The sequence below is a fragment of the Microbacterium jejuense genome (assembly GCF_039544225.1).
In the GTDB taxonomy this organism is placed as follows: Bacteria; Actinomycetota; Actinomycetes; order Actinomycetales; family Microbacteriaceae; genus Microbacterium; species Microbacterium jejuense.
Genome location: NZ_BAABLG010000004.1, coordinates 218846 through 243262, shown reverse-complemented (window position 1 = coordinate 243262; position 24417 = coordinate 218846). Strand labels below are relative to the sequence as shown.

The window sequence follows — 24417 nt, the reverse complement described above, 5'->3', positions numbered from 1 at the left end:
CCAAGACAGTGGTGACATCTGGTGGTTTCTTCCATAGTGTGAGTCGCGGCCGGAAGGCCGACACCAGAGTGTGGTCGCAGAAGAGGAGTTCACATGAGGAAGCGCATCCTGCCCATCCCCGTGTTGGGTGTGGCAGTACTCGGCATCACCGCCTGCAGTGGCGGCGGTGGCGACAACGGAGACGATTCGGCATCGGGCGAGGGCAAGACCCTCGACGTCTGGATCATGCAGGGCACGAACCCCGACGCCGAGCCGTTCTTCGACGAGGTCGCCGACGCGTTCAAGGACGAGACCGGCGCCACGCTGAACGTCGAGTTCGTGCAGTGGGCCGACGCCCACGACCGGTTCGTCACGTCGATCGCCGGCGGCACGACCCCCGACGTCGCCGAGACGGGCACCACCTGGACGCCCGAGTTCGCCGACGCCGGCGCGCTCGCGCCCATCACGGACTACATCAAGAAGGACGGGCTCGAAGACGACCTGGTCGAGGGCCTCGTGAAGTCGGGCACCTACGACGGCGAGCAGTACGGCATGCCCTGGTACGCCGGCGTACGCTCGCTCGTCTACCGCTCCGACATCTTCGAGGAGCTGGGCCTGGACGCCCCCACCAACTGGGAGGAGCTGCGCGACGCCGCGCTGGCGATCAAGGCCGCTCACCCCGACATGACGGCGGTCGCCGTCCCCGGTGACGCCGAGTTCACGGTCTACCCGTGGGTGTGGGGCGCCGGCGGCGAGGTCGCCACCGAGAAGGACGGCACCTGGACGAGCGAGCTCGACTCGCCCGAGTCGGTGAAGGGTCTGGAGTTCTGGACGGGCCTGGCCACGCAGGACAACCTGTCGTCGGCCGGCGCGACCACCTGGAAGGAGACGGACGTGCTCGACGCGTTCGCCGCGGGCACTGTCGGCATGGCCGTCATGGGCTCGTGGACCCCGTCGGCGATCGTCGAGAAGGGACCCGACATGGAGGGCAAGTTCGCCGCCGTGCCGATCCCCGGCGAAGAGGACGGCATCTCGCCGTCGGTGCTCGGCGGCTCGCACCTGAGCATGTTCGAGACGGCCAAGGACAAGGACCTCGCGTTCGCGTTCATCAAGATGATGACCACGGGCGAGTTCGCCGAGAAGTGGGGCGAGCAGAGCGGGTACTTCCCGGGCCAGAAGTCGCTGCTGGAGAAGTCGATCGAGAACGCCGACCCGATGGTGCAGCCGTTCGCGACGCAGATGGTCGACGGCGGCGCGTCCGTGCCGGTGACGCCGACCTTCGGCGCCGTCCAGGCCAAGAAGACGACGAGCGCCATGATGCAGGCGATCCTTTCGGGCCAGAAGGACGTCGAGACGGCTGCGAAGGATGCGGCGGCCGAGATGACCGCGACCCTCAACGACAAGTAAGCAGTATTCGTATGGCATTCATGCCCCAGGCGCCGACGGTGGAGGACCACGCCTCCTCCACCGCCGGCGCGGCGGTCGCCCCGGGATCCCGCCGCCGCCCGATGGACCGGCTGCGGCCGTGGATGCTCATCACACCCGCGCTCGTCGTCCTGGCAGGACTCCTGCTGTGGCCGCTGATCCGGGTGGTGCTGTTCTCGTTCCAGGACTACGGCCTGCGCGAGATCGTGTCCGGCGAGCCGAACTTCATCGGCCTCGACAACTTCGTCGAGATCCTGACGAGCCCGACGCTGTGGGCTGTCGTGCTGCCCAACACGGTCGGCTTCGCGATCCTGTCGGTTGTCGGCACCGTCGCGTTCGGCACGCTCGTCGCGCTGCTGCTGCAGTCGCTCGGCACCTTCTGGCGCACCGTCGTGGCCAGCGCCATCATGGCGGCCTGGGCGATGCCCGCCGTCACCGGCACGTATGTGTGGGTGTGGATCTTCGACGCCGACCGCGGCATCTTCAACCAGCTGCTGATGCAGTTCGGGCTCATGGACCAGCCCTACAACTGGTTCACCAACCGCTGGTCGTTCTACGCGATCGTGCTGCTGAACGTGATCCACCACGGCTTCCCGTTCGTCGCTGTCACGATCCTGGCGGGCCTGCTCGGCGTTCCGAAAGAGACGCTCGAAGCGGCCGCCCTCGACGGCGCAGGAGCGTGGCGGCGGTTCTGGAGCATCACGTTCCCGCAGCTGAACCAGGTGTTCGCGGTGGTCATCATCCTGTCGACCATCTGGGACTTCAAGGTCTTCGCGCAGGTCTACCTCATGCCCGGCGGCGCGGGCTCCAACCGCGAGGTGCTGAACCTCGGGGTCTGGTCGTACGTCGAGTCGTTCGGGCAGAACCGGTACGGCTTCGGCTCAGCGATCGCCGTGCTGCTGACCGTGCTGCTGCTCATCATCACCGTCGTCTATGTGCGCCGGCTTCTCAAGGAGGACCAGCTGTGACCCGGCCCTCGATCGGACGACGGATCCTCAAGGGCATCCTCGTCTTCCTGCTGCTCGTCTTCACGCTCTTCCCCACGTACTGGATGCTCGTGAGCGCGTTCGACGAGAACCCGTCCGGCGGCGCCGAGCTCGTGCCCCGGCAGTTCACGTTCGACCACTTCGTGTTCGTGCTGACCGACGGCGGCTTTGCGACCTACCTGCGCAACTCGCTCGTCGTGGCGCTGGTGGTGGTGCTCGTCTCGGGGCTGCTGGGCCTGCTGGCCTCGGTCGCGGTGGCCCGGTTCCGCTTCGCGCTGCGCACCCAGATCGTCATGATGATCCTCGTGGTGCAGATGGTGCCGCTGGAGGCCCTCGTCATCCCGCTGTTCGTGCAGGTGCGCGATCTGCAGCTGCTGGGGACCCTGCTCGGCCTCATGATCGTCTACACGGCGCTCGCGCTGCCGTTCGGGATCTGGATGCTGCGCGGCTTCGTCGCGGCCGTCCCCGTCGAGCTCGAAGAGGCCGCGTACATCGACGGCGCCTCGTGGTGGCGCATGTTCCGCTCGGTGCTGCTGCCGCTGGTGGCGCCCGGGCTCGTCGCGACGAGCGTGTTCGCGTTCATCACCGCGTGGAACGAGTTCATCTTCGCGATGACGCTCCTCGGTGGCGCGACCGAGAACTACACGGTGTCGATCGGCCTGCGCCAGTTCTTCGGCGTGCACTCGAACGACTGGGGCTCGGTGATGGCGGCGTCGACCATCATCACGATCCCGGTCATGATCTTCTTCATCATCGTGCAGCGACGCCTGTCGAGCGGCATCGTCGCGGGAGCCGTGAAGGGCTGACATGGACCTCGAAGAACTCGTTCCCGGCGTGCTGCTGCCCGGGTTCGCGGGCACTGTCGTGCCGGAGTGGCTGCGCACCGAGCTGCAGCGCGGCCTCGGCGGCGTGTGCCTGTTCATGGGGAACGTGGATGCCGCCGACCCGAGCGGTACGGCGGTGCTGGCCGAGGCGATCCGGGCCGTGCGCCCCGACACACTGGTCGCGGCCGACGAGGAGGGCGGCGTCGTGACGCGACTCGAGGGCCGCGGGGGTTCGACGCTGCCGTCGCCCGCGCAGCTCGGCCTCGTCGCCCCCGACGTCGCCGAGCGCGTCGGAGCGATCCTGGCAGAGCGGGTCCGCCGGGCCGGGATCGACCTCGTGCTCGCCCCGAGCGCCGACGTGAACGACAACCCCGGCAACCCCGTGATCGGCGCGCGCTCGTTCGGCGGGGACCCTCACGAGGTCGCGACGCGCGTCGCTGCCACCGTGCGCGGCATCCGCTCCCGTCGCGGCGTCGCGGCGTGCGTCAAGCACTGGCCCGGGCACGGCGACACCGACGTCGATTCGCACCGCGGACTGCCGACGATCCCCGCGACGACCGCCGCGCGCCACGCCGAGCCCTTCGAGGCTGCGATCGCAGCCGGCGTGCCCGCCGTCATGACGGCGCACATCGTCGTGTCCGAATGGGGCGCCGAACCGGTGACCGTCAATCCTGACGCGATCGCGCGGCTGCGTGCCGCGGGCTTCGACGGCGTGGTGGTGACGGACGCCGTCGACATGGCCGCCATCGCCGCGACCTACGGCATCGGCGGCGGCGCCGCCCGAGCGCTCGCCGCGGGCGCCGACCTGGTGTGCCTCGGCAACCCCGAGCTCAGCGGCCTCGACGCCGCGGCGCAGTACCGCGAGGTCGTCGACGCCGTCGTCGCCGCACTGCACGACGGTCGCCTCGCGCCGGAGCGCCTGCGCGAGGCGCACGGTCGCGTCGCACGCCTGGCCGCCGAGACCGCGGCCGCACGCGCCTCCTCGGCCGAGGATGCGCCCGTCGAGGTCGCGGCGGCGGACGCCCAGGCCCTCGAGGCGGCGCTGGCTGCGGCATCCGATCCCTCCGCTCTTGCCGGACTCGCCCGCGTCGCGCGCGTGGTCGACGCCCGCGGCGGCGCGACCCAGGCCGCCGCGACCCGGGCCGTGCCGGTGGCCGATGCGCTGCGCGCCCTGGCTCCTGGCGAAGGGGATGCCGGGGCCCATGGCCTCACGGCGGTCGTGGCCGACCGGCCCAGCGCCGTGCAGCTCGGCGTGCTCGCCGACGCGCAGGCGTCGGGCGAGTGCGTCGTCGTGAACGTCGGGGCGATCCCGGGCGGATTCGACGCGGCCGTCGTGCAGCTGGGCGCCGACTCGGTGTTCTCGGCCGGCATCGTGCGGGCGTGGGTGGCGAAGGGCGGCCGATGAGGATCCTGGCACTGCAGTCGGGCACGAGCGCGGACGCCATCGACGTCGCGCTCGTCTCGGTGGAGGCCGGCCCCGACGCGCTCGAGCTCGTGGTCGAGCGGTGGGGTGCCGAGCCCTGGCTGCCCGACGAGCGCGCGCTCGTGATGCGGGCGGTCGACGGCTCGCCCCTGAACCCCGGGGAGTGGTGCCGGCTCGAGACAGTGGTCGGCCAGGCGTTCGCGCGGGCCGCGGCGTCGTTCATCGCGAGGGGACTCCGGCCCGACCTGGTGTGCTCGCACGGGCAGACAGTGTTCCACGGCGTCGACGGCGGCACCGTGTGGGGCACACTGCAGGTCGGCGAGCCGGCATGGATCGCCCGCGCCACCGCAAGCCCCGTGCTCTTCAACGTGCGGGTCGCCGATGTCGCCGCGGGCGGCCAGGGCGCGCCGCTCATCTCGGCCTTCGACGCCCGCTGGCTGCGCGCGGCGGCCGAGCAGGCGGGGGCACCGATCGCCTCGCTCAACCTCGGTGGCATCGCGAACCTGCAGGTGGTCGCGCCTGACGGCGCCGTCACGGGCTTCGACACGGGGCCTGCCAACGCCCTGCTCGACGCGTACCTGACACGCGAGACGGACGGTGCCGAGGCCTTCGACTGCGATGGCCGCCACGCCGCCGCCGGCCGCGTGGACCCGGTGCTGCTGGGGCGCCTGCTCGCGCACCGCTACTTCGCTCTCGACGCGCCCAAGACCACGGGCCGCGAGACGTTCACTCTTGCGACGGTGGATGAGGCTCTGGCGGAGGCGCACGAGCAACTCCGGCCGCCGGCATCCCTCTCGCTCGACGACGTGTGTGCGACGCTCGCCGAACTGACCGCGGCGTCCGTGGCGGAGGCGCTGCACCGCACCGCCCCGGACGCCGCCCGCATCGTCGTGTCGGGCGGGGGAGTGCGCAACCCCGTGCTGCTCGACCGGATCGCGGTGCTGGCCGGGGTGCCGGTCGAGCCGAGCGACGCGTGGGGCATCCCCGCCGACGCGCGCGAGGCCGTCATGTTCGCGGCGCTGGCGTACCTGTCGGCGCTGCGAGTGCCGCTGGAGTTGCCGGGCACGCCGCCCGGTCGGGCCGCCGTCGCCGGGCAGTGGGACCTCTCGGTGGCGCCACTGCCCGCCCTGCCCGACAGCACCGTCACCGGGGTCGCCCTGCAGCGCCTCCGCGTTCGCACACGAGAGGAGCGGCCGTGAGCATCGTCGCCGTCGATCTGGGAAAGACCGGATGCCGCATCCGCGCCACCTCCGGCGCCATGACCGTCTCGGCGCACGGTGCCGGGGTGCCGGGGCTCGCCGACAGTGCCGGCGACGCGCGGGCGTTCGAGGCGATCATCGCGACGCTCGGCGAGCTCGACCTGCCCTCGCCGGTGGCGTCGATCGGCGTCGGGGCGGCGGGAGCGGAAGCGGCGCCGGCCGCCGCACAGGCCCTCGCCGAGCGGGTCGCCACCCATCTCGACGCGCCGACCGCAGTGACGACCGACGCTGTCACCGCCCATGCGGGCGCCTTCGCCGGGATGCCCGGCACCATCGTCATCGTGGGCACCGGCACGGTCCTGCTGACGCTCGACGACGCGGGCACCCTGAGCCAGGTCGATGGCTGGGGGCCGTGGCTCGGTGACGAGGGCAGCGGCCGCGCGATCGGCCAGGAGGGGCTGCGCGCGGTGCTCGCCGCCCACGACGGCCGGGGGCGCGCGACGACGCTCACCGCGGCCGCGCTCGAGCTGCACACCCCGCTGGCGACGCTGCCGCGCTGGGTCGCCGACACTGCGGCGCCCGCACGCCAGCTCGCGCGATTCGCGCCGCGGGTGCTCGAGGCCGCCGCCGCGGGCGATGCCGTCGCGCGCGACATCATCGCCCGCGCGGTCGATGCCGTCGTGCAGGCGTGCGTCGCGACGGCCGGACCGTACTGCCTGCTCGGCGGCATCGCCGGCTCGGAGGTGTTCGGCGATGCGCTGCGTGCGCGGCTGCAGGAACGGGGGCTCGCGGTCGTCGAGCCTCGGGGGGACGCGCTCGACGGGGCGGAGTACATCGCCCGCACACCCGCGAGCCGATACGAGGGGAGCGTGGTCCGCCGTGGTTGACCTCGACGATCTGCGACGCCAGCTGGCGGAGCTCACCACCGAGGCCGTCGATCCCGAGTTCGGCGAGCTCGACCTGATGACGACGCCCGGGCTCGTCGCGGCCATGATCGACAGCAACCGTCAGGTGACCGACGCGCTGGTGGCGGCATCCGCGCATCTCGCCCGCGCCGTCGACGCCGCCGCCGAGCGCATGCAGCGGGGCGGACGCCTGCTCTACGTCGGCGCCGGGACGCCCGGGCGCCTCGGCATCCTCGACGCCAGCGAGATCCCGCCGACGTTCGGCGAGCCGCCCGAGCGGGTCGTCGGCATCATCGCGGGCGGCGAGACGGCGATCCGTTCGGCCGTCGAGAACGCCGAGGACGACGTGGCCGCCGGTCGCGCCGACATCGCGCGGGCCGGCGTCGGCCCCGACGACTGCGTCGTGGGCCTCACCGCCTCCGGCCGAACGCCGTACGTGCTGGGCGCGATCGCCGAGGCGCGCGAACGGGGAGCGGCCACGATCGGCGTCAGCTGCAACCCGCGCTCCGAGCTCACCGCCGCCGCCGACGTGGGTGTCGAGGTCATCGTCGGACCCGAGCTCGTCGCCGGCTCGACGCGACTGAAGGCGGGAACGGCGCAGAAGATCGTGCTCAACACCATCTCGACGCTGTCGATGGTGCGCATCGGCAAGACCTACGGCAACCGCATGGTCGACGTGCGCGCCACGAACGAGAAGCTGCGGGCGCGTGGGGTCCGCATGGTCATGGGGATCGCTGACGTCGACCCCGCCGTGGCGCGTCGCGCGCTCGCCGACACCGGTTGGGAGGTGAAGCCCGCGATACTGATGTGCATGAGGGGACTGACCGCGGATGCCGCGGCTCGCGCGCTCGCCGACGCCGGGGGGCGGCTGCGTGAAGCACTGGACCGCACCCGCGAGGCGGTGTGATGGATGTCCTGATCCGTGCGCGCCAGTCGCTCGAGCGCCTGAGCGCCTCCGAGCGCCGGGTCGCCGACACCGTGATCGCGGATCCGGAGCTCGTCCGCACCTCGACGATCATGCGCCTCGCCGAGGTCAGCGGGGCCTCGCAGTCCACGGTCGCCCGGTTCTGCCAGAGCCTCGGGTACCCCGGGTATCGCGAGTTCCGCCTCGACGTCATCGCGGCCCTCAGCCGCGACCAGGCCCAGCGCATCAGCTTCGACATCGGCGAGGGCGAGATCGGCCCCGACGACTCGATCGCCGACACCGTCGCCAAGATCGCCTTCCAGGAGATGCAGGCGATCCAGGACACGGCGCAGTCGCTCGACACCGAAGCTGTCGCGCGGGCCGTCACCGCGATCCGGGCCGCGCGCCGACTCGAGCTGTACGGCGCGGGGGCGTCCTCGCTGAGCGCGCAGGACCTCTTCCAGAAGCTCAGCCGCATCGGACGACCGGCCGGCGTCTCGGTCGACATCCACCTGGCTCTCGTGCAGGCGGCGCTGCTCGATGACGCGTCGGTCGCGATCGGCGTCTCGTTCCGCGGTGAGACCCGCGAGACCCTCGACTTCCTCACTGTCGCCGGTCGCGCCGGGGCGACCACCATCGGCATCACGAACGCCGCGGAGTCCTCGCTCGACGACGTGTGCGACATCGTGCTGCGCACGAGTGTGCGCGAGAGCCGCTTCCGCAGCGGTGCCATGGCCAGCCGCATCGCGCAGCTCGCGCTGATCGACATGCTCTTCGTGCTCACGCTGCGTCAGGACTTCCCGCAGATGACCGACAGCCTGCGGCGCACCTACGACGCCGTGCAGTCCCGGCGCCCCGATACCGGCGCCGTCGAGACCGGCTGAGCCCCCGCATCCACGCGGTCCTCGATCCTCGACCGAGCGTGCGGGCGGCCCGGTCCGGCGCACTCCCTCCGGAAGAGGGGGATCCACCGCCGGAATTGGTCAGATGATCAAGATCGAAGGCGTAACGTAGAAGGATCCCCCGAATCGATTCGAAAAGGTGTTCGTCATGCGTGCCCGCAGTACCGCAGTCCTGTCCCTCCTCGCTGTCTCCGGTCTTCTCCTGGCCGGCTGCGCCACTTCCGACGCATCGGGCACGTCGCCCGAGGCGGCGCCCAAGACCATCGCCGTCGAGTCGTCGCTGACCGATCCCGCGGCCGTGGGCGAGCGCGTGAGCGCCGACGGCAACTCGCTCGAGGTGTGGAGCGGGATCGTCCCCGACGAGGCTGCGGCCGGAGCGCTCGGCGACCCCGAGGCCGGCACCCAGTGGGTCACCGCGAACGTCGCGCAGTGGGTCTCCGACGAGGGCCTCACCGGCGCCGACGTCGCCCCCGTGCTGCGCTCGACCGCCGACGACACCTTCGAGGGCGTCGCCGTGCCCCAGCAGTCCGTCGACGTCGCGATGAAGCCCGACACGTCGTACACCTACGTCTGGAGCTACGCCGTCCCCGAGGCGCTCGTGGATGCCGGTTCGCTCGTGCTGTGCGTCGGCGCCGGCGACGAGGGCTGCAGCGTCCTCACCAAGTAGGACCCGTCTTCACATCGATCGCGCCGTGCACCCGAGGTGCACGGCGCGATCCTGTTGAGGGAGCGATGATCAGGCCGCGACGCGGACCTGGTCGATCGGGACGATGTCTTTGCCGAGCGGCATGAGCGAGATCGGCACGAGCTTGAAGCTCGCGATTCCGAGCGGGATGCCGATGATCGTCACGCACATCGCGACACCGGTGACGATGTGGCCGATGGCGAGCCACCAGCCGGCGAGCACCACCCAGATGACGTTGCCCAGGAACGAGCCGACGCCCGACGTCGGCTTGTCGACGATGGTGCGGCCGAACGGCCACAGCGCGTAGCCGCCGACGCGGAACGACGCGATCGCCCAGGGGATCGTGATGATCGGGATGCACAGCAGCACGCCCGCGAGGAGATACCCGAGGAACATCCAGAAGCCCGACAGCACGAGCCAGATGATGTTGAGGATGGTGCGCATGTCTCGATTCTTTCAACGGGATGCCGCGAGAGCGCTGTGACCGCGAACCACAGGACGTCAGACCGCGGAGACGGATGCCGCGCGGCGGCGCTCCCCGGCGCGCTGCGCCCGGCGCACGAGGCCGACGATGCCGGCGATCAGCGCGAACGCGCCCACCACGAGCACGGAGTACGCGATGGCGGCGGCCGGGCTGAGCGTCAGCATCCAGTCCGTCACGGCGGCCTGGCGACCGGCATCGGCGAGGAGCCACAGCGCGAGCGCTGCGATCGCCGCGAGCACGACGCCCCACACGACCCCGGCCCAGCGGGTGCGCGGGCCGGAGAGAACCGTGGATGCCGCCTCCGCAGGCGCCCCGGCGGTCGTTTTCGGTGCGCTCGGGGCCAAGGGGGCGTCGATCGCCGGACCGAAGCCCGTGAACGCGGGCGGGAGCGCGGCTGGTGCCGGCGGCTCAGGGGCGGCGAGAACCGCGGTCTCGCCGACTGTCGCCGCGTCGGGCGGGGTGAGATCGTCCAGCCGCGCCGTCTCCGCGGCCCAGGCCCCTTCGGCGGTCGGGGTCTCGGGAAGGGGCGGGGTCGCGGTAGCCTGCGTGTCGGTCACTGCGGGCTCGTCGGGCGTGGCGTCGGCGCCGGGCGCGGCATCCGGATTCTCGAACGTGCTCATGTCGGCGCTCATTTCTCGTAGATCGTGATCTGGACCGAGCCGGCGCTCTGGTCGAGGACGACGTGCTGCGTCGTGGTCACTCCGGTGTCGGCGTTCTTGCTGCTGGCCTGCACACGCCAGACGCCGTCGTCGCCGGGCTTGAGGGTGCCGGACTTCAGCAGCTGGCCGGTGCTGCCGTCGATGCGGTCGTAGCGCACGCCACCGTCGCCGAGCTGCGCCTCGAGCTCGAGAGCAGTTCCCGGGTAGAGCTCGACGGTGGTCGCGCCGAAGCCCTTGCGCACGACGACCCCGCCGGCCTCGAAGTCCTCGGTGTCCGACAGCGACCCGACGGTGATGAGCATGTCGCCGGCCGGCTGCGTGACGCGCTGCTCGTAGGAGGCGGTGCCGAGGCTGATCCCTCCGACGACGAACTGGTCCCTCCCGGATGCCGCAACGGCAGAGCCGCCGATCACCAGCAACACGATCGTGACCGCGGTGAGGAAACCGCTGCGCCGCCGGATCGCACCCGCGACGACCATGGCGAGCGCCGTCACGAGAGCGGCGGTGAAGATGCCGATGGCGCCCGCGAACGGGGCGGTCCCGGCATCCCCCAGCGAGATCAGCACGGCGACGGCACCGACGACGATCGCGGCTCCCAGCGCGGTGAGCACGAACACGAAGCTCGTGCGGGGGCGGGTGGCGCGGCGGATGCGACGACGGTCCTCGGCCTCGAGGGCGAAGGCGGCGCCGTGCGCGTGGCGTTCGCGCCGGGCCTGATCGCGCGCAGCGCGATCGGCATCCTGCCGGCTGCGGCGCCACGCGTCGTTCTCCGCCCGCCATGCCTCCTGGCGCGCACGCCAGTCGGCGACGGAGGCGTCGTCGCCGTAGGGGGCGCCCCCGGCCGCCGCGGCGGCGAGGGGGACGGCATCCCCGTATCCGGGTCCTGTCGCGGATCCGGCCGGAGCCCGACCGGCCGGATCCGCGATGCTCGCAGCTTCTGCGGCGAGGGGGGAGGTCGCGTCGTCACCCGACTCGGACGCGACCGTGGGGGCGGGCTGCGCGGAAGCCGTCTGCGCATCCGCCCGCGAGGGCCGGTCGGAACGTGCCGACCGGACGATGAGGTACACCAGCCCGCCGATGACGGCGAGGGCGAGGAGGAAGCCGAGCACGCCGAGCACCGAGACGCCGTCGCCGTCGTCCCAGGCCCACGGGGCGAAGCCGGTGAGGGCCCACAGCGGCCACAGCAGCACATTGCGCAGCCACGGGACGACCGGCACGATCCCGACGATCGCCAGGATGAACACGCCCGTCATGGCGGGGTCGTACCGCCCCTGGAACAGCTCGCGCAGGTGGATGCGCCCGTCGGTGTCGGGCAGCAGCGCCCACGCGATCGCGTAGACGAGCACCGCCGGGAAGCCCAGCAGCGCCACCACGACGAAGATGCCGCGCACGATGAGCGGGTCGATCCGCAACCGTGCGGCGATGCCGCCGCAGACGCCGCCCAGCCAGCCGTCGCCGCGGACGATGCCGAGACCCTGCACCCACGAGAAGAACCGGTCGGACCCCGTCGGCAGCCCCGGAGGAGCGGTCGGCGGCGGTCCCGGATCGGTGGGGGGAGCGGAGGTCGTGTCGGTCATGGTTCCACCCTGGCGTCCGCGGCGAGACCCCCGCTATGGGGTGAACCCCTGAGCCGTCCCTGATCCTCGGCGCCAGGGGTGGGTCGGGGGACGACGGGAGTGATTGGATGCCGGTATGCCTCGAACCGCGATCCGGGATGCCGGCGGCCCTGCCGCGGCGTCGGTCGCGGCATCCGCTCGCCAGGCGCGGCCGCCGCTGCGGCGACCGCGCGACTGCGCCGTGTCGGGGGTGTCGGCGGGACTCGCCCGCCACCTCGGCTGGCCGCTCTGGCTCGTGCGGGCGCTGTTCATCGTGCTGACGCCGCTGTGGGGCGCGGGTGCGCTGCTGTACGGGTGGCTGTGGGTGTTCGTGCCGTGGGAGGATCCGCGGCCTGCAGGCGCGGTGCTTGCCGAGGCCGTGGACGCCGACACGGTGGATGCCGTCGAGGCCGCACGGGTGCGCGACGTGCCGACGCGGCGCGTGCCGGTTGCGTGGATCCTCACCGGGACGGCCATCGTCGTGGTGCTCATGACGGTCACGGCGATCGCGCTCGATGCGGGCGACGGCCAGATCGGCTCCAGCGCCGCAGGGTGGGGCGGCGGCGTGCTCCTCGCGACGATGCTCGCGGTGTCGGCCGGGATGTGGGCGACGCTCGTCGATCGCAGCGATCCGGCGCGCGGTCCGCGCCACGAGAACATCGTGCGCATCGTCGTGACGGTGACGCTCGTCGTGCTGCTGCTGGCGCAGCTGTCGATGCTGCGCCAGACCGGCGTCGCGGGGTTCGTGTTCGCGCTCGTGCCGCTCGTCGGCGTCGCACTCGTGTACTCGTCGATCCTCGTGGGCAGGTGGCGCGAGCTGACGGGGGAGCGGGTGCGCCGCATCCGCGAGGAGCAGCGCGCCGAGATGGCCGCGCATCTGCACGACTCCGTGCTGCAGACGCTCGCGCTGATCCAGAACCGCGCCGGCGCCTCGAGCGAGGTCGCCCGCCTCGCCCGTGCACAGGAGCGCGAGCTGCGGGCGTGGCTGTACGACGGCGACGCGCCCGCCGACAGCGACCTGCCCACCGACCTGCGGGACTATGCCGCCGCACTCGAGCTCGACTACCCGGTGCGCATCGACGTCGTCTCGGCGGGGCTTCCGGCCGAGCGGGCCAGCGGCGAGGTCGCCGCGGCCTCGCGCGAGGCGATGCTGAACGCCGCACGCCACGCCGGCGGCGACGTCTCGGTGTACATCGAAGGCAACGCGAACGCCGTCGACGTGTACGTGCGCGACCGCGGTCCCGGCTTCGACCTCGCCGACGTGCCGGACGACCGTCTCGGCATCCGCCAGTCCATCCTCGGCCGCATGCGCCGCGCCGGTGGGTCCGCGACCGTGCGTCGCGGTGCCGGCGGCGGCACCGAGGTCCATCTGAGATTCGTGGATGCCGGCGGCCCGGCATCCCCGTCGACGGAGGTCCGCCGTGGCTGACACCCCCGTGCGCGTCGTGATCGTCGACGACCACTCCATCTTCCGCTCCGGCCTGCGCGCCGACCTCGACGCCTCGATCGAGGTGGTGGGCGAGGCGGCCGACGCGGCCGCGGCGATCGAGGTCATCGAGGCCACGCGCCCTGACGTCGTGCTGCTGGATGTGCACCTGCCTGCGGGTCGCGGCGCGGCTGGGGCCGTGGGGACCGCTCCCGACGCGGGCGGGGGAGAGGCCGTGATCCGCGGCGCCTCGCCCGCGGTGCCGACGACGCGGTTCCTGGCGCTGAGCGTGTCGGATGCCGCCGAGGACGTCGTGCGGGTCATCCGTGCCGGCGCCCGCGGCTACATCACGAAGGGCTCGTCGGGCGCCGAGGTCAGCCGGGCCGTGCACGCGGTCGCCGGGGGCGACGCGGTGTTCTCGCCCCGCCTGGCCGGATTCGTCCTGGACGCCTTCGGCGCGGCCGTCGGCGAGACCGCCGCGACCAGCGACGAACTCGACCGGCTGTCGGCCCGCGAGCAGGAGGTGATGCGGCTCATCGCCCGCGGCTACGCGTACAAAGAGGTCGCCGCCGAGCTGTTCATCTCGATGAAGACCGTCGAGTCCCACGTGTCAGCCGTGCTCCGCAAGCTGCAGCTGTCGTCGCGGTACGAGCTGACAGCGTGGGCGACGGAGCGTCGCCTGCTCTGAGCCCCAGTCGTGCGCGCGTGGCCGGTGCGCGCTCGCCTCGGAGATCTCGCCAGATCCGGACGTCTGCGCCGCATCCGTCCGAGTTTCGCGAGATCTCCGAGCCTCGCGGGCGGCGGGCCCGGCGGGTGTCGGCGGGGCGACCTAAACTGGGTGGGTTATGACCGATGCCCATGCGGCCGCGCCGGGCGCGGCATCCCTTCGTCCTGTCGTGCTCGACGGCTTCTCTGCGCCCAGTGGCGCACCGCGGCCCGACGAGGACCTGCTGCAGGGGCTCAACCCGCAGCAGCGTGAGGCCGTCGTCTACCGCGGGCAGGCGCTGCTGATCGTCGCAGGCGCCGGCTCGGGCAAGACCAGCGTGCTGACGCGTCGCATCGCGTCGCTGCTGCGCGGACGCGAGGCGTGGCCGAGCCAGATCCTCGCGATCACGTTCACCAACAAGGCGGCCGGCGAGATGCGCGAGCGCGTCGAGCAGCTGGTCGGCGACACCGCGCGCGGTATGTGGATCTCGACCTTCCACTCGGCGTGCGTGCGGATCCTGCGGCGCGAGGCCGAGCAGTTCGGGTTCACGAAGTCGTTCACGATCTACGACTCGGGCGACTCGCGGGCGCTCATCAAGCGGCTGGTCAAAGAGCACGAGGCCGACGCGTTCGGGCTCACCCCGGCGGCCACGCAGTCGAAGATCTCCAAGCTCAAGAACGAGCTGGCCGATGCCGAGTCCTACGCACGCTCGGCCAATATGAGCGACCCGGCCGAGCGCGTGTTCGTCGAGGTGTTCGGCGCCTACCAGCGCGAGCTGCAGAAGGCGAACGCGTTCGACTTCGACGACCTGATCGCGCAGACCGTGTTCCTGTTCCGCGCGTTCCCGCAGGTCGCCGACGTGTACCGCAGACGGTTCCGGCACATCCTCGTCGACGAGTACCAGGACACCAACCACGCGCAGTACGCGCTGATCCATGAGCTGACCCGTCCGCCGGGATCGGATGCCGCACCCCTCGCGGGCTCCGGCGGCATGATGATCTTCGAGCCTGAGCCGGCCGCCGAAGAGGGGGCGTCGCTCACGGTGGTCGGTGACTCCGACCAGTCGATCTACGCGTTCCGCGGGGCCGACATCCGCAACATCAGCGAGTTCGAGAAGGACTTCCCGGGCGCGAAGGTCGTGCTGCTCGAACAGAACTACCGCTCCACGCAGAACATCCTGTCGGCGGCCAACGCCGTCATCGGCCACAACTTCGACCGCAAAGACAAGAAGCTGTGGACCGACGTCGGCGACGGCGAGAAGATCATCGGCTTCACGGGGTACTCGCAGCACGACGAGGCCCAGTTCGTCGCGGATGAGATCGAGGCGCTGCGCCGCGGCGGCATCGCGTACTCGCAGATGGCGGTGTTCTACCGCACGAACTCGCAGTCCCGTGCGCTGGAAGAGATCTTCATCCGCGCCGCGCTGCCGTACAAGATCATGGGCGGCACCAAGTTCTACGAGCGCGCCGAGATCAAGGATGCCCTCGCGTACCTCGTGGCGGTCGCGAACCCGGCCGACGAGATGGCGATGCGCCGCATCATCAACCGGCCGCGCCGCGGCATCGGCGACGTCACGATCGAGACGATCTCGCGTTACGCGGCCGACCAGCAGATCACATTCCGCGACGCACTGGCCAATTCGTCGGCGCTCGGCGTCGGGCCGAAGATCCAGGCGGCCATCGCGCACCTCGACGCGGTGCTCGCCGAGGCATCCGAGCTCATGCTGCCCGCGTCGGGCGAGCTCGCTCCTCCCACCGCTGTCGCCGACGGCCTGCAGCTGCTGCTGAACAAGTCCGGCTACTACGACGCGCTGCGCGCCAGCAAGGACGCGCAGGACGAGGCCCGCATCGAGAACCTCGACGAGATGGTCGCGGTGGCCCGCGAGTTCGCGCGCAACAACCCCGAGGGCACGATCCTCGACTTCCTCACCGAGGTCGCGCTGGTCTCCGACGCCGACGACCTCGAAGACGCGTCAGGCTCGGTGTCGCTCATGACGCTCCACACCGCGAAGGGCCTGGAGTACGACGCGGTGTTCCTCACCGGTGTCGAGGAGGACCTCATCCCGCACCGCATCTCGGCGGGGGAACCCGGCGGTCCGCAAGAGGAACGGCGCCTGTTCTACGTCGGTATCACACGTGCCCGCCAGCGCCTGTACCTCTCGCTCGCGATGACCCGCGCCCAGTTCGGCGAGGTGACGGTCGCTATGCCCAGCCGCTTCCTGCAGGAGATCCCCGTCGAGCTGCTGCACTGGCGTCAGTCGCCGGGCGACGTCAACTCGCGCGGGGGCACGCAGTCGCGTGCGCTCAACGCGCGTCGCGGCTCGGGCTCTGGATTCGGCGGCCAGAGCAAGCGCTACGGCGACGACCTCGTGCCGCTGGCCCGCCGCGAGCCGTCGGGCAACCTCGAGCGCTTCGCGAACAAGATCCCGGCGAAGGTGCGCGACAACGGCGACCTCGAACTGGCGCCGGGCGACCGCATCCGTCACGACGACTTCGGCGAAGGACGAGTGGATGCCGTCACCGGCGAGGGCGCGAAGCGCGTGGCGCACGTGCGCTTCGACTCTGCCGGCCCGAAGAAGCTCCTGATCAAGATCGCCCCGATCGAGAAGCTCTGACGCGGTGGGGGACGTCGCCTCACCCGTTTTCTGATCGCGCAACTCTCAGATCGGAGGGCGGGCCCGCGGCTGTCGCCGGCCCGCCGCCTCCGAGCCGGTCCTACGAGCAGTTGATCTTGTCGATGCCGGCGGCCACGGAGGTGATCCCCGTGTTCGGCCCGAGGGTCGCGACGGTCGCCCAGCCGTCGTACGCGCGGACGGTCCCGGTGCCGCGAGAGTTCGCGAGCGAGCGCACGGTGCCGAGCGCGGCCACAGAGTTGCCCGTCGTGCAGGCCGAGAACGTCAGCCTGCTGCCGGTGTACGAGACGCCCGAATAGGCGCAGAAGTACCCGCTCGGGCAGCTTCCGACCGAGAACGCGGTGACGCCGCTCGACCGGGCGTCGCCGAACCGGGCGGAGTCCTCGGGAGCGACGGTCAGGACGACGGCCCCGTCGTCCCACGAGACCTCGTTCGGGGCGGTCTGGACGCCGCCGTACTCGGAGATGACGGCATCCACCTGATCCTGCGTCGTGTCGGTGACGGCCGCGGCCGGAGAGGCGCTGAAGGCGACGGTGCCGATGAGCAGCGAGAGCGCGGCGAAGGGCATGAACTTTCGGGAGATCATGCTCTACCTTCCCACGCGTAGTACGACACCACCGATGGCGAGGGGATGTCGGTGCGGTCGTGGCCGACCCACACGGTCTCCATCGCGACGATGTGACCGCTCGGGCTCACCAGGATGCGGTCGACGAGGTCGGCGTCGCCCGGCGGCGTCTCGAAGACGTACGCCTCGCGCCCGAGCCGATCGGTCGTCGTCCCCGCGAGCTCGAGATCCAGATCCGACAGCACCTCGAGCACCGCCGCCTCTTCACCCGGCCGGAGCACGCGCTCCAGCAGCAGGGCGTTCACCAGCGACAGCCACTCGTTCGGCGACGATTCGTCGGCGAAGCCGATGTCGAGCATCAGCTCGCGCAGTTCGTCCGGGTCCTCGGGAAGGGGATCGGGGAACATGTAGGCGTGCTCGCCCGCAGGCTCATCGATGCGCCAGAGCTCGGTGCCCGGTGGCGTCCCGGCCGGGTCGTCGACGGGCTCGCCCTGGGTGTCGTACGGCGTGCCGGCGACGGCTACTTGAGAGAACGCACCGTCCGGCGCCCGCGTGATCGTCATGTTCTCGGGGGCGACGTAGGGCGACGGCACCGACTCGCCCTCCGCGCCCACCGTCGTGACCAGGCCCCAGGTCTGCACGTCGATCTGCTGCGTCGTGCCCGGCGGCGCCGGGTCGGGTTCGTCGGATGTGCGCAGCTGTCGGGCGAGATCGGTCAGCAGCTGCGCGGCATCGCCGAGCTCGCTCTGGTCGGCGGAGGCGATCTGCAGCATGGGCGGCGTCGCCGCGTACGACGGCGCGGGCGCGGCGACCATCGACACCATGATCGCGATGACGGCGACGACCGCCGCCGTCGCAGTCGCGAGGATCGACCACGTCGGCACGCCGAACCGACGGCGCTTGCGCTCGGCGCGGAGGTCGTCCCGCATCTGGGCGATGACCAGGTTCTCCATCGCGTCGCCGCGGGGCATCGGACGCTGATCGCTCATAGCTGCTCCTCCGCGGTGTGAGGGGCGCGATGGGCGAGTGTCTTGCGCAGTCTCTCCTTCGCCCGCGTGAGGCGCTTGCGGACGGTGGACTCGGTCGCGCCGATCACCTGCGCGGCATCGCGGGGCGGCATCCCTTCGAGAAGGCACAGCACGATGACCTGGGCGTCGGCCGCGCTCGCCGCACGCAGCGCCGCTTCGACGTCATGCGAGAGCGATGTGCGATCGATGTGGCGGGCTACCTCGTCGGCGTGATCGGGGACGTCGTCGGCCGCCGGGACGCTCGCGATGAGCCGCTCGTACCGGCGCTGCCCCCGCAGCTGGTTCTTGGCTGCGAGCGTGATCGTCTGCAGCAGCCAGGGCAGCAGCGATCCTTCGACAGCCTGCACGGCATCGCGTCTGCGCCACAGCGCCAGCTGGGCGATGCCGACCGCGTCCTCGGCATCTGCGGCGTTGCGCGTCATCGACAGCGCGAGCGCGTACATCTTCTTCTCGTGTCGGCGCAGGAGCGTGCGCATCGCGGATTCGTCGCCCCCGCGAGCGCGCCGAAGGAGCGTCTCGTCAGAGACGTTCGACGCAGATGTCTCGGCGATGGGGGTGTCGCCGTCCGGTGGGGCGGGCACCAAGGAATCATAAGCACCTCGGCGCGCGGTGCCCGAACGGCGCCTGCGGGGCGACGGCCGGGAGCGCGCAGAGTCATGCTCATACAGAGATATGTCCGGCACCTGCGGTTTTGGGACAGGTCCGGGCGTTTTTCTTGGGGACAGACCCGTGGATGCCGCGCCTCAGACGGCCGGGTCGACCAGCAGGTGGTGGTGCGCGAGGCGCCGCAGTGCGAGCATGACGGGCTCGTACAGGGCCGTGCCCAGCACGGCATACGTCACCGCCTCGTCGAGGCGCATGCCGGCCATCGGTGCGAGCTCCTCGGCCGCGACCTGGCGCATCGCCTCCCCGTAGCGACGGAGCACGGCGGGTGAGGCATCCAATCCGGCCGCCTCGAGGGCGCGCAGCGCCTCGTCGAGCTGCGCCACCGCGGTGAAGCCGGGGTCGTAGGTGAGGCCGAGGTGGGCGATCGCGGCACGCGCGAGGGGGTAGTTGTCGCGCGTGCCGCCGACGTACGGCGGCAGGGCGCCGACGGCGCGCCCGAGGATCTCGACGGGGTCGCCCGCGGGCGCATCGATGAGCGCGAGGATGTCGCGCACCCGCGCGAGCGGCAGGCCGCGCACATCGGTCAGTGCCGCGATCACGCGCAGGCGGGCGAGGTGGTCGTCGTCGTACTCGGCGCGGGTGGCCGACACCGCCTCGCCGCGGGGGAGCATGCCCTCGCGGATGTAGAACTTCACGGTCGCCACGGGAACGCCGCTGCGCTCCGACAGTTCCGAGATCTTCATCGCGGCCCTCCTCGCCCTTGCGTTGGATAGTATAGCTATCTAATGTTGGAGAGCGTAACTATCCAATGCTCGGCAGCCGGGAGGCAACGATGGACCCGATCCTCACGATCGTCGCGGGCGCGACGATCCTCACCGTCATCGGCATCATGTCGGGCGGCACGTTCCTGCTGCGGATCGCCTCGCGCGGACTGCCGTTCAACGGACTGCAGAAGACGTTCTTCCGCGCCGGTCACGCGCACGCCGGCGTGCTGGTGCTGCTCGGACTCGTGAGCCTGCTGCTCGTGTCGGCCGTCGGCGTGCCGACGCCGTGGCAGTGGGCGGCGGTCGGTGTGCTGGCCAGTGCACTGCTGATCCCCGGCGGCTTCTTCCTGTCGGTGCTCGGTCAGGACCCCCAGCGCCCGGGGCGGGCGATCGCCCTGCTGTGGGCCGGAGCCGTCGTGCTGGCGGCATCCCTCCTCGCCGTCGGAGTGGGCGTGATCCTCGCGGGCGTCGCCGCGCTGTGACGCACTCGACCCGTTCAGAATTCAGTCTGTTCGCGTGCGGGACCGGGGCGATGCCGGTCTTGCCGTGGCTCGCGTGCGCGCATGCTGTACGCGGACTGAGTTCTGAACGGGGTTAGGCTCGAGCAATGGCATTGTTCTCGCGCCGTCCGAAGAAGCCCGCAGAGTCTGCGGGTGAGACCGCAGACGCCCCGGTCGACGACGCCGCGGTCGACAATCCGGTCGCGGAGCCCGTCGCCGAAGATGCGGATGCCGCTGCCGCCCCTGCCGTCTCGATCTCGGTGTCGTCGTACGGCGGCCTCGGCGCGACACCCGCTCCCTCGCGTCCGGAGGCCGAGACCGCGCAGGCCGCCGAGGCGGAGCCACCGGCCCAGCTGCCGCGCATGGGCGGCCGCGAGTGGATGCGCACGGCGCCCGAGCAGGCCGAGACGATCCCGGGCCTGCGCGACAACGTGCTGCTGCGCGACGCGCTCGGCCGCGTGGGCGATGCGCCCGCGTCGCAGGCGCTGCTGGACGTCGCCCGTCAGCTCATGCAGGGTCACGTCTTCCTGCGGGTGAAGGGCGACGCTCGCACGCTCCTCGCGGAGGGCAAGCCTCTGCCGCTCGGCGTCGCCAACCTCGGCGACCGCGTCTTCGCCCTCGCGTACTCCAGCGGCGCCGCACTGCAGGCGAGCCTGAAGGCCGACGGCGACGCCGACACGTCGGCGATGGGCCAGCCGGTGCTCACCGTGCTGCAGCACGTGTTCGCGAGCAACTACGACGGCATCGTGCTCGACCCCGCATCGACGCCCTCGCGCGCGGTGCTTCCGACCGAGCTGCTCAAGCGGGCCGTCGAGCAGGCCGATCCCGAGCTGACCGTCAAGACGCTCCTCGCCGCCGAGCGCACGCCCGAGGTCTCGACGCAGGTCGCCGACGCGCTCACGCGGGTGCCGCTGTGGGTGGCGGCGGGTGTCGCCGAAGGGGGCGGGCCGGGGCTCGCCGAGGGCCGCACGCCGGACGGCGAACGGTTCCTCGAGGTGTACTCGCACCCGCTCGAGGTCGCGGTCATGGGCCGCGGCGACAACGCGGTGCCGATCACTGCCGCGCAGCTCGCGAAGGCGCTGCGGTCGGACGACGGCATCACCGGTGTGGTCATCGACCCCGCCGGGCCGTGGATCCGCCTGACGCGCGATGAGCTCGCGCCGGTGCTGACCCTTCCGGAGTGAGCCCCGCGCGCGTCGGCGGGGTGACGGATGTCGCGGCTCCCCGCTAGCGTCGGACCATGGCGTCGGAGCGCATCACCCTCACCGTTCCCGGTCCGGACGGCGACCGCGAGGTCGGTCTGTCGAGCCCCAACCGCGTGATCTGGCCGGAGCTCGGCATCACAAAGCACGAGCTCGCCGAGTACCTCATCGCGGTGCATGAGCCGTTCCTCGCCGCCAACGGCGACCGGCCGGTGTCGCTCGAGCGCTTCCCCGAGGGCGTCGACGGCGAGCGGTTCTACTCGAAGAACCCGCCCAAGGGCGCCCCGGGCTTCGTCGAGTCGCGCACCGTGACCTACAACAGCGGGCGGCGGCATCCACAGCTCGTCCTCACCGAGATCGCGGCAGCGGTCTGGGCCGTGCAGATGAACACGATCGTGTTCCACCCGTGGGCGTCGCTGACCGCGAACACCGACAATCCCGTCGAGCTGCGCATCGACCTCGATCCGCAGCCGGGCACTGATTTCGGGGATGCGGCAGCCGTCGCGCCCGCACTGCGCGAGGTGCTGGCCGAGGCGGGGCTGACCGCGTTCCTCAAGACGAGCGGCAACCGCGGCATCCATGTGTTCTGCCCGATCGAGCCGGAGTGGGAGTTCCTCGACGTGCGCCACGCGGTCATTGCCGCGGGGCGCGAGCTCGAGCGCCGCCTGCCCGACAAGGTCACCATGAACTGGTGGAAGGAGGAGCGGGGCGAGCGCATCTTCATCGACTTCAACCAGGCCAACCGCGACCGCACGATGGCGGGCGCGTACAGCCCGCGTGCGCTGCCCACCGCGACGGTGTCGACGCCGCTCGCCTGGGACGAGCTCGCCGCGGGTGTCGACCCCACGGTGTTCACGGTGCGCACGGTGCCCGGGCGCCTCGCCGACGTGGGCGACCCGTGGGCGACGCTGCTCGACAAGCCGGGACGCATCGACACGCTGCTGGAGTGGTGGCAGCGCGACCTCGACGCGGGGCTGGGTGAGCTGAACTTCCCGCCCGACTTCCCCAAGATGCCCGGGGAGCCGCCGCGCGTGCAGCCCAGCCGCATCAATCCCGAGAACTGGCCCAAGGACGAGGAGTGACGCGGCGATGATGACGGAGGCGGCGACCGATCCGCATCGCGTCGTGCCCGGTGCCCGGCGCGGCGCACTCGTCGACCGCCTGATCGAAGCGACGCTGCGCACCCGGTGGATCGTCCGGGCGCCGATCGCGCTGTACCGGGCCGGACTCGGGTGGATTCTCGGTGATCGCCTCGTGATGATCGAGCATCTGGGCCGGGTCTCGCACGACCGGCGGTTCGTGGTCGTCGAGGTCGTCGACCGGCAGCCCGATGTCATCCGGGTCGCCTCGGGCTTCGGCACGAGCGCCCAGTGGTACCGCAACCTGAAGGCGAACGGCGTCGCCTATCTCAGCACCGGTGGAGCACGGCACGTGCGCGCCGCGGTGCGGCTGCTCGATCGCGCCGAATCGGAGGCGCGCCTGGCGGTGTACGCCGCGAAACACCCGAAGGCGTGGCGGCACCTCAAGGCAGCGATGGACGATGCCGCCGGTGGCGACGCGTACATCCCGATCGTCGAGTTCACTCCGCCGCCGCGCTGACGAGCCCGGCCGGCGGTCGGTCAGCAGCCCGACGGCGCGACGGCCGGGGAGCTCGGGCAGGGCACAGGTGCCGAGGGGACCGCGCGGGGCGCGGGCAGGCCACGGAACAGTCGTGCGAACGAGAAGCGCCCGCGCACTCGCGGCGCGTCGGCCGCGCGCCGTTCGCGTTGGGCGAGGATCAGTGCGTTCTCGCGGGCGACCGTGGCGGCACGCTCATCGGCGATGACCTGAGCTGTGTAGAAGGACATGATCACTCCTGTCGGAAGATGCGTCCACCCGGAGCTCCGCTGGCTCTGACGGGACCGTTTCTGGGGCGGGTACGACACGCTAGTCCGGGCCTCCGACATCGCAGGCGGGCGGTGTCGTCTTCAGACCAGGACGTCGGCGAGGTCGTAAGCGACGACGACCTCGAGCTGCTCGTACGTGCACGAGGCGGGGTCGCGGTCGGGGCGCCACCGCTCGAACTGCACAGTGTGGCGGAAGCGCCATCCTTCGAGCTGGTCGTACCGCACCTCGAGCACGCGCTCGGGGCGGAGCTTCACGAACGAGGAGTCGGCACGGCCGGACTGGAACCGCGACTTCTCGCCCTCGCCGCGGACGGCCTCGCCGTCGGCGTCTCGCACCACGAGCGGCGCGAGCTCGTCGATGAGCTGGAGGCGGCGCTCGTTGCTCCATGCCGCGACGCCGCCCACGGGGTACAGCGTGCCGTCGTCGCCGTACAGGCCGACGAGAAGCGAGCCGACCCCTTCGCCGGACTTGTGGATGCGGTAGCCCATGGCCACGACGTCGGCGGTGCGGGCGTGCTTGATCTTGAACATGGTGCGCTTGCCCGGCGCGTACGGCTGTGCGAGCGGCTTGGCGACGACGCCGTCGAGCCCGGCGCCCTCGAACTCGGCCAGCCACCGGCGCCCCAGCTCGGGATCGTCGGTCGCACGGGTGACGTGCACCGGGTCGGGCACGTCGTGCAGCAGGTCGACGAGCGCCGCGCGACGGGTCGCGAACGGCTCGCCCTGCAGATCGCGGTCGCCGATCGCCAGCACATCGAAGGCGATGAACATCGCGGGGGTCTGCTCCGACAGCATGTTCACGCGGGAGGCCGCGGGGTGGATGCGCTGCGACAGCGACTCCCAGTCGAGCCGGCGACGACCGTCGCGCTCGATCGGCACGACGATCTCGCCGTCGAGCAGGCACGGCTCGGGCAGGAGCCGGGCGAACGCATCGACGAGCTCGGGAAAGTACCGGGTCAGCGGCTTCGCGCCGCGCGAACCGATGACCACCTCGGTGCCGTCCCACGACACCAGGGCGCGGAAGCCGTCCCACTTGGGCTCGAAGCTGAGCCCGCCGGGCACCTTGGCGGGATCGGGCACGTCGGGGACGGATTTGGCCAGCATCGGTGCGGGGATCTCGTACGGCATGCGC

Annotated in this window: 25 protein-coding genes; 16 read left to right on the top strand and 9 right to left on the bottom strand. The window is 71.5% G+C overall.

The window, feature by feature from the left end:
• The first annotated feature begins 93 nt into the window (after positions 1-93).
• From ABEA46_RS08705 to ABEA46_RS08665, 9 genes are all read left to right on the top strand, one after another.
• Positions 94-1386, top strand: a complete 1293-nt coding sequence (locus tag ABEA46_RS08705) for a sugar ABC transporter substrate-binding protein (protein ID WP_345544042.1) — start codon at positions 94-96, stop codon at positions 1384-1386.
• An 11-nt stretch (positions 1387-1397) separates the two neighbouring features.
• Complete coding sequence (locus ABEA46_RS08700) at positions 1398-2372, top strand: carbohydrate ABC transporter permease (RefSeq protein WP_345544041.1); 975 nt, start codon at positions 1398-1400, stop codon at positions 2370-2372.
• Positions 2369-3196 (top strand): carbohydrate ABC transporter permease, encoded by an 828-nt coding sequence (locus tag ABEA46_RS08695; RefSeq protein WP_345544040.1) that lies wholly within the window; start codon positions 2369-2371, stop codon positions 3194-3196. The genes ABEA46_RS08700 and ABEA46_RS08695 overlap by 4 nt, the downstream gene beginning before the upstream one ends.
• A 1-nt stretch (position 3197) precedes the next feature.
• Positions 3198-4619: a glycoside hydrolase family 3 N-terminal domain-containing protein gene (locus tag ABEA46_RS08690; RefSeq protein ID WP_345544039.1), complete on the top strand. Its 1422-nt coding sequence runs from the start codon at positions 3198-3200 to the stop codon at positions 4617-4619.
• Complete coding sequence (locus tag ABEA46_RS08685) at positions 4616-5836, top strand: anhydro-N-acetylmuramic acid kinase (protein WP_345544038.1); 1221 nt, start codon at positions 4616-4618, stop codon at positions 5834-5836. Before ABEA46_RS08690 ends, ABEA46_RS08685 begins: the two co-directional genes overlap by 4 nt.
• Entirely contained in the window at positions 5833-6723 is an 891-nt protein-coding gene (locus tag ABEA46_RS08680; RefSeq protein ID WP_345544037.1) for an N-acetylglucosamine kinase, read from the top strand. The genes ABEA46_RS08685 and ABEA46_RS08680 overlap by 4 nt, the downstream gene beginning before the upstream one ends.
• The gene (gene murQ, locus ABEA46_RS08675) at positions 6716-7648 is read left to right on the top strand and encodes an N-acetylmuramic acid 6-phosphate etherase (protein ID WP_345544036.1); all 933 of its coding nucleotides are present in this window, start codon (positions 6716-6718) and stop codon (positions 7646-7648) included. Before ABEA46_RS08680 ends, murQ begins: the two co-directional genes overlap by 8 nt.
• On the top strand, positions 7648-8529 hold the full coding sequence (locus tag ABEA46_RS08670) for a MurR/RpiR family transcriptional regulator (protein WP_345544035.1): 882 nt from the start codon (positions 7648-7650) through the stop codon (positions 8527-8529). The genes murQ and ABEA46_RS08670 overlap by 1 nt, the downstream gene beginning before the upstream one ends.
• Positions 8530-8695: 166 nt before the next feature.
• Positions 8696-9214: a hypothetical protein gene (locus tag ABEA46_RS08665; RefSeq protein ID WP_345544034.1), complete on the top strand. Its 519-nt coding sequence runs from the start codon at positions 8696-8698 to the stop codon at positions 9212-9214.
• A 69-nt stretch (positions 9215-9283) separates the two neighbouring features.
• Here ABEA46_RS08665 and ABEA46_RS08660 read toward each other — a convergent pair whose 3' ends face one another.
• The 3 genes from ABEA46_RS08660 to ABEA46_RS08650 are packed head-to-tail and all read right to left on the bottom strand — an operon-like array spanning position 9284 to position 11952.
• Positions 9284-9676, bottom strand: coding sequence for a YccF domain-containing protein (locus ABEA46_RS08660; RefSeq protein ID WP_345544033.1), 393 nt, complete (start codon positions 9674-9676; stop codon positions 9284-9286).
• Between the two features lie 57 nt (positions 9677-9733).
• Positions 9734-10336 carry a hypothetical protein gene (locus ABEA46_RS08655; RefSeq protein WP_345544032.1) on the bottom strand — a complete coding sequence of 201 codons (603 nt, stop codon included), beginning with the start codon at positions 10334-10336 and terminating at the stop codon, positions 9734-9736.
• 8 nt (positions 10337-10344) lie between these two features.
• Complete coding sequence (locus ABEA46_RS08650; RefSeq protein ID WP_345544031.1) at positions 10345-11952, bottom strand: PspC domain-containing protein; 1608 nt, start codon at positions 11950-11952, stop codon at positions 10345-10347.
• Between the two features lie 115 nt (positions 11953-12067).
• Here ABEA46_RS08650 and ABEA46_RS08645 point away from each other — a divergent pair, with 115 nt between their 5' ends.
• From ABEA46_RS08645 to ABEA46_RS08635, 3 genes are all read left to right on the top strand, one after another.
• Positions 12068-13399: an ATP-binding protein gene (locus ABEA46_RS08645; protein WP_345544030.1), complete on the top strand. Its 1332-nt coding sequence runs from the start codon at positions 12068-12070 to the stop codon at positions 13397-13399.
• On the top strand, positions 13392-14084 hold the full coding sequence (locus tag ABEA46_RS08640; protein WP_345544029.1) for a LuxR C-terminal-related transcriptional regulator: 693 nt from the start codon (positions 13392-13394) through the stop codon (positions 14082-14084). Before ABEA46_RS08645 ends, ABEA46_RS08640 begins: the two co-directional genes overlap by 8 nt.
• Positions 14085-14241: 157 nt before the next feature.
• Complete coding sequence (locus tag ABEA46_RS08635) at positions 14242-16716, top strand: ATP-dependent helicase (protein WP_345544028.1); 2475 nt, start codon at positions 14242-14244, stop codon at positions 16714-16716.
• 100 nt (positions 16717-16816) lie between these two features.
• On the opposite strand, the gene ABEA46_RS08630 is transcribed toward ABEA46_RS08635, so the two are convergent.
• The 4 genes from ABEA46_RS08630 to ABEA46_RS08615 form a co-directional block, all read right to left on the bottom strand.
• On the bottom strand, positions 16817-17320 hold the full coding sequence (locus ABEA46_RS08630; RefSeq protein ID WP_345544027.1) for a peptidase inhibitor family I36 protein: 504 nt from the start codon (positions 17318-17320) through the stop codon (positions 16817-16819).
• Complete coding sequence (locus ABEA46_RS08625) at positions 17317-18288, bottom strand: hypothetical protein (RefSeq protein ID WP_345544026.1); 972 nt, start codon at positions 18286-18288, stop codon at positions 17317-17319. The genes ABEA46_RS08630 and ABEA46_RS08625 overlap by 4 nt, the downstream gene beginning before the upstream one ends.
• The gene (locus tag ABEA46_RS08620) at positions 18285-18908 is read right to left on the bottom strand and encodes an RNA polymerase sigma factor (RefSeq protein WP_345544025.1); all 624 of its coding nucleotides are present in this window, start codon (positions 18906-18908) and stop codon (positions 18285-18287) included. Before ABEA46_RS08620 ends, ABEA46_RS08625 begins: the two co-directional genes overlap by 4 nt.
• A 162-nt stretch (positions 18909-19070) precedes the next feature.
• Positions 19071-19676 carry a MerR family transcriptional regulator gene (locus ABEA46_RS08615; RefSeq protein WP_345544024.1) on the bottom strand — a complete coding sequence of 202 codons (606 nt, stop codon included), beginning with the start codon at positions 19674-19676 and terminating at the stop codon, positions 19071-19073.
• An 89-nt stretch (positions 19677-19765) separates the two neighbouring features.
• Between ABEA46_RS08615 and ABEA46_RS08610 the strand changes: the two genes are divergently transcribed.
• The 4 genes from ABEA46_RS08610 to ABEA46_RS08595 all read left to right on the top strand — a co-directional run bounded on the left by ABEA46_RS08610 (position 19766) and on the right by ABEA46_RS08595 (position 22998).
• On the top strand, positions 19766-20179 hold the full coding sequence (locus ABEA46_RS08610) for a hypothetical protein (RefSeq protein ID WP_345544023.1): 414 nt from the start codon (positions 19766-19768) through the stop codon (positions 20177-20179).
• Between the two features lie 125 nt (positions 20180-20304).
• Positions 20305-21381 (top strand): SseB family protein, encoded by a 1077-nt coding sequence (locus tag ABEA46_RS08605; protein WP_345544022.1) that lies wholly within the window; start codon positions 20305-20307, stop codon positions 21379-21381.
• A 56-nt stretch (positions 21382-21437) separates the two neighbouring features.
• Positions 21438-22481: a non-homologous end-joining DNA ligase gene (gene ligD / locus ABEA46_RS08600; RefSeq protein ID WP_345544020.1), complete on the top strand. Its 1044-nt coding sequence runs from the start codon at positions 21438-21440 to the stop codon at positions 22479-22481.
• Positions 22482-22488: 7 nt separating this feature from the next.
• Positions 22489-22998 (top strand): nitroreductase family deazaflavin-dependent oxidoreductase, encoded by a 510-nt coding sequence (locus tag ABEA46_RS08595; RefSeq protein WP_345544019.1) that lies wholly within the window; start codon positions 22489-22491, stop codon positions 22996-22998.
• A 20-nt stretch (positions 22999-23018) separates the two neighbouring features.
• Here ABEA46_RS08595 and ABEA46_RS08590 read toward each other — a convergent pair whose 3' ends face one another.
• Together ABEA46_RS08590 and ABEA46_RS08585 are read right to left on the bottom strand one after the other, a co-directional pair.
• Positions 23019-23246 (bottom strand): hypothetical protein, encoded by a 228-nt coding sequence (locus tag ABEA46_RS08590; RefSeq protein ID WP_345544018.1) that lies wholly within the window; start codon positions 23244-23246, stop codon positions 23019-23021.
• Positions 23247-23366: 120 nt separating this feature from the next.
• Positions 23367-24413 carry an ATP-dependent DNA ligase gene (locus ABEA46_RS08585; RefSeq protein WP_345544017.1) on the bottom strand — a complete coding sequence of 349 codons (1047 nt, stop codon included), beginning with the start codon at positions 24411-24413 and terminating at the stop codon, positions 23367-23369.
• Positions 24414-24417: the final 4 nt, after the last annotated feature.